Source organism: Streptomyces wedmorensis, assembly GCF_000716445.1.
Classification (GTDB): Bacteria; Actinomycetota; Actinomycetes; order Streptomycetales; family Streptomycetaceae; genus Streptomyces; species Streptomyces wedmorensis.
In genome coordinates, this window is record NZ_JNWK01000127.1 from 1 (window position 1) to 4,399 (window position 4,399).

Sequence of the window (4,399 nt, forward strand, 5' to 3'; positions counted from 1 at the left end):
GCCGTTCCCACTCGGCATCCGTCAGATCACCCCGCCCCATGCCCACAGCAACGACTCGGGCACGGAGTAGTCACATGATCGACCGGACAAGTCCTAGTCATCGTCCACAGCCAGTCGACTCCCGAGACCGACCCGCGGTCACGGGCCCCTCTGCCTGGCGGAAATGCTTTCGCAGACGTGCTCCTGAGTGGGTGATACTCGGCGGATGTCGGAGAAACTCACAGGCATTACGGTCACTGCGATCAGAACGCACTTCGTGGTAACGGCGATGCGTGGCCTCGCCGAGTACCTGAGTCCGGAGGATACACAGCGCCTGAAGATCAACTCGGGTGAGCATCTGGCGGCCATCCTGATGACCGCAGTCCTGGGGCGAACCCCGGTCGGAGTTGAGCCGGCGGGCGGCCCGGACCTCGTGTTCGCTCCGGTCGAGGAGGACGCGGAGCCCGCAGTGGTTATCGAGATCAAATCCCTGCCCGGATCGGTGCCCGGCGGCATCCGCAAGTTCCAAGCCGACCTCGGCCGCTCCGATGACGAGGAAGTGGAGCCGGTCTTTACGACCGAGGTCGTTGGGATCAATGATGTCGTGCGGACCTATGCCATGCCTCAGATCACCAAGGCTGCCGAGCAGTTGGGCAAGAAGGTGCCACCCGCGACCGAGCTGGACTTCAAGGTCGTGAAGCAGGTGTTCATAGTGTCGCACGTCCTCGATCACATGCCCAAGGAGGGCTTGGAGACCTTCGGGATCATGGCACAAACCCTCGATCCCCTGCCCGACCTGGGTGAGATCGACGACGTGTGGCTGCTGTTCGCACCGGATCGGCTGATGCGATGGTCCGTTGGCGCTGCGAAGTGGCAGAACTACATCTTCGGCGAGTGGGCCGACGACGGGATCAACGAGTGGGATCTCTTCGAGGACTACGACCATGAGCTGACGTTCCTTCAAAACGTGGAAAGGGAGTACCTCCGCCTGATCGGGCGCGAGGGCGGATCACCGTTCTTGTTCCACCTGAACTATGACCGAGAGTGATCGACCGCTGCCCGTATGACTCCCTCTACCGACCGACCGCCAGGTGCACACGCCGGTCGGTCGATCAGCCGGTTCTCCAGATGACCGAACGGGCCGGCGCCGGTCTCCCTCGTCGACGACGACGACGACCCTAACGAGCTCGTTAGCGACGTGACACGGCTAGTAGGCCAGTCGCCAAGATCAGACTCTAGGGCTCTCGGCTGCCGGCCGATGTGCGGGATACGGGCCTCAGGTCAGCTCCAGCAGCTCTGCGCTGATCCGGTCCCAGGTCGGTCGAGGGCTCTCGACCGAGCGGACGACCGTAACCAGGCGGCCGTCGAGAAACGTATCGAGCCGATCGGGCGCGAAGGTGGTCAGCCGCTCGCGTTGAGCACGGCGGTCCACCTCTACCCGTTCGCCAAGGAACCCGAGCAGCACCTCGTATCGTGCCTCGCCGAGGAGGTCGCCGCGGAGCCACCGTCCTCGGACCGGTACTCCGGCGAGCGTGCCCAGCTGGTCCTCCTCGCGACTGAAGGCCACATCCATCGCGATCTCGGCCTCCAGTCCGACCGGGCTGATCGCCGCCCCGGCGGCAGTCATTTCCCTGCTGAGCTGCAAAAGTTCACCCAGGAACGTGAGGCTCCCGTCCTGCTCTGGGTCGACGACACGGCGGCGGTCAGGCCGGGGAACACGGAACTGCCAGGACTTTACGCCTCCCGGCGCGTCGATCCACGCGGTCTTGAGGTCCGCCAGGGCGGCGGAGCCGTCGGGCAGGAAGATGTCGACGTAGATGCCGCCCGCGCCGAGCCATACCCAGCTCATGAAGTAGTCGTGATTGCCGTGGTCAACGGACCACTGCGCGAGCTTCTCCAAGCGCTTCCTCTGTTCTGGGGTGCCCTTGCCCGGCGGCAACATCTCCTTGGCATCCCGTCGGCGCCCGCGTGCTTCCCCTGCGACCGGTCCCGCCGGCAGGTCGTAGAGGAGATCCGGCCGCACACCAGTCTTCGCGTACACCCCGGCCGCTCTTCCCGGGAGGGTGTCGTAGTTGTCGAAACTGCCGAGCCCGTTGGTCTTGGGCGTCCAGTCGAACAGGGCCTGACTGGCGGCCGACATCACGCCGAGCCCCGTGCACTCGCTGACGAAGCGCTTGATGTGACCGGCGCTGGAGTCGAGCGCGTGGCACTCGACTCCGAGCGGTCCTTTGCCCTGGCTGCCGATGATGTAGCTGAGGAGAAGTCTGATCTCGTGATCACGCACGCGCTGGTCGACCGTCTTGCGCAGGTCGCAGGCGAGGGCGTTGATGTTGACCACGGCGGCCAAGGAGACCGGCAGCGGGCCCTGTCCGATCTCGACGGCCTGGACAGCCTCCGCGCCGGTCTTCCCCTTCTCGATCGTGAAGCGCCACACCCGGGCTCGCACCGTACTCATAGAAGAAGCCTAAGGTCGGCCTTCCTTCCTGAATCGTGCGTCAGCGTGCAGGTCGGGGGCCGAGCTTCAACTCGCCGTCCTGGAGGGCGTCGATGATCCTCTGGGTACGATCCCGCATCTCGGGCCCGTGGCCAGCGAGGTTACGGCTGAGTTCGGACTGCGACATGTCGAGCACCTGCTCCATCTCGCTGACCAGGGCGGGCCAGGGTGCAAGGGAGTCGTGCAGCGCTTCCACGTTGCCAAACCAGTCTGCCCGGCGCGCTCCCAGGGCGAAGGCGACCAGGAGAACGCCCATCAGGGGTTCTTCGTCGAATGTGGTGAGCCCGCCCATGCCTGCGAAGTTCTCCTTGCCGTATGTGGCGACGAGGGCCCGGGCGACAACGGGGAGCTGGAGGAAGAGTGCTGCGGCTGGGGAGCGGGCCGCCTCCCATTCGGAATCGGTGGCATCGGCAAGCGCTTCGGCCATTCTCGGCAGGGAGACGAAGTCGGCGGCGCCGACGAGGGCGTTCGCCGGACCGGTCAGCCAGGGGTCGGCGTCCTCCACGCGCTGTCGTCGGCCCGGGGAAACGCCGAGGACCTTCTCGATCGTCTCTGCTTCCTCTTCTGTCACGTCCGGTTGCTCGCCGAGGACGAAGATCTGCAGGAGATGCGCGACCGCGGTGGACCGTTCGCCGGCCGGGACCCGGATCGGGCGGGGCAGAGCGTTCTTGCCGCGCTTCGCGGCCATGGGCGTCGCGATGGCGCTCACCACCGTGTCCTGTTCGGCAACCGGGTCAAGGCCGTGGCGGGATGCCTCGGCCCGAAGGTGGCGTTCCATCTCGTACAGCAGGCCGTCCAGTACGGCGGTCGCCGAGGCACGGACAGCGTCCAGGGCGAGGGGGAACTCCTCGATCCACAGCACGACGCGCAGCACGTCCACGTTCTGCGTGTGCTCGCGCCAGCGCAGGAGCTGGACGAGCTGCCGGTCGCTGCCGGGCGGATAGATCCACACGGGCCTGCGCCCCTCATTGGCGGCGCGTACAGGGCGCGGCACAAGGCCGTCTCGACGGAAGTCCTCCAACCTCCTCTCGGTCATCGTGCTGAAGCCGGCGGAAATGGCGGCGCGGAGGAGGTCGTCGCGCTGCAGGACACGGGGTTCAACTGCCATGCGAGGCAGCGTAGGGGCGAGGCGGCCGACCGGACGAGCTGAGTACTCCCGACCCGGCCCGCGATAACTTGCAAACCGGCCTACAGCCGTTGCCACCTGCGTGTTTGCCCTGCTTCTGTGAATGCAGGACGCCGAAATGGCGTCTTCCACACCTTGAAAGGAAGGACTTGATCATGTCCAGGAAGCAGATGGCGATGCTGGCCCACGTTGTTGCCCGCACCGTCGCGAAGCGGTGGGCCGCCCACAACGGCCTCTCGGCAGGACAGGCCACACTGCTCGCGTGGGCTGCAGGAACCCTCGCGTCGGTGGCTGTCATGCGGATCTGAGCCGTCCGGCGGGAACGTGCTGACCGCAGGACGGTGAACTGCCCAAGCCGCCGCTGAACATGCCGAAGGCCCCGAGAACCGCGTGGTTCTCGGGGCCTTTCGCTTCGGCCGGGCCTGATCAGTCGGTGCTGGAGCTTCGGTGCTCACCAGCGCTGGCGGCGCTCTGCGCATCTCCCGGCTTCGTCCGAAGCCGGGAGAGGTAGAAGGCCGCGGCTCCGGCGAGCAGCAGGTCCACTCCGCCGAAGAGCAGGGTGATGGTGGTGGAGCTGGAGCCGGTGTTCGCGAGGGAGCCGGTCGGGCCGGCGTCGTCCGTCGGCGAGGCGGTGATGCTGGCGGAGTCGCTGCCGGCAGTGGTGGAGGCGGACGCGGAGGGCAGTGGTCCCTGGGAGGAGAGGCTAGGACTTGTCCGGTCGATCATGTGACTACTCCGTGCCCGAGTCGTTGCTGTGGGCATGGGGCGGGGTGATCTGACGGATGCCGAGTGGGAACGGC

At 66.3% G+C, this 4,399-nt stretch carries 5 protein-coding genes; 2 read left to right on the forward strand and 3 right to left on the reverse strand.

Annotation, left to right across the window (positions count from 1 at the left end; all coding sequences use genetic code 11):
* The first annotated feature begins 205 nt into the window (after positions 1–205).
* Positions 206–1,027, forward strand: a complete 822-nt coding sequence (locus OO54_RS40590) for a hypothetical protein (protein ID WP_033212671.1) — start codon at positions 206–208, stop codon at positions 1,025–1,027.
* Positions 1,028–1,255: 228 nt separating this feature from the next.
* Here OO54_RS40590 and OO54_RS40595 read toward each other — a convergent pair whose 3' ends face one another.
* Together OO54_RS40595 and OO54_RS40600 are read right to left on the reverse strand one after the other, a co-directional pair.
* Complete coding sequence (locus OO54_RS40595; protein ID WP_033212673.1) at positions 1,256–2,434, reverse strand: hypothetical protein; 1,179 nt, start codon at positions 2,432–2,434, stop codon at positions 1,256–1,258.
* A gap of 40 nt (positions 2,435–2,474) precedes the next feature.
* Entirely contained in the window at positions 2,475–3,494 is a 1,020-nt protein-coding gene (locus OO54_RS40600) for a hypothetical protein (RefSeq protein ID WP_157856614.1), read from the reverse strand.
* 260 nt (positions 3,495–3,754) lie between these two features.
* Between OO54_RS40600 and OO54_RS46235 the strand changes: the two genes are divergently transcribed.
* Positions 3,755–3,907 (forward strand): hypothetical protein, encoded by a 153-nt coding sequence (locus OO54_RS46235; RefSeq protein WP_157856615.1) that lies wholly within the window; start codon positions 3,755–3,757, stop codon positions 3,905–3,907.
* A 118-nt stretch (positions 3,908–4,025) separates the two neighbouring features.
* Here the strand turns inward: OO54_RS46235 and OO54_RS40605 are convergent, their stop codons facing one another.
* A complete protein-coding gene (locus tag OO54_RS40605) occupies positions 4,026–4,325 on the reverse strand; it encodes an LPXTG cell wall anchor domain-containing protein (RefSeq protein ID WP_033212677.1) in 300 nt (99 codons plus the stop codon).
* Positions 4,326–4,399: the final 74 nt, after the last annotated feature.

Bases quoted from the DNA above. Each gene is read 5' to 3' on its own strand.
- OO54_RS46235 (WP_157856615.1), top strand. From the start codon at position 3,755: ATGTCCAGGAAGCAGATGGCGATGCTGGCCCACGTTGTTGCCCGCACC.
- OO54_RS40590 (WP_033212671.1), top strand. From the start codon at position 206: ATGTCGGAGAAACTCACAGGCATTACGGTCACTGCGATCAGAACGCAC.
- OO54_RS40605 (WP_033212677.1), bottom strand. From the start codon at position 4,325: ATGATCGACCGGACAAGTCCTAGCCTCTCCTCCCAGGGACCACTGCCC.
- OO54_RS40595 (WP_033212673.1), bottom strand. From the start codon at position 2,434: ATGAGTACGGTGCGAGCCCGGGTGTGGCGCTTCACGATCGAGAAGGGG.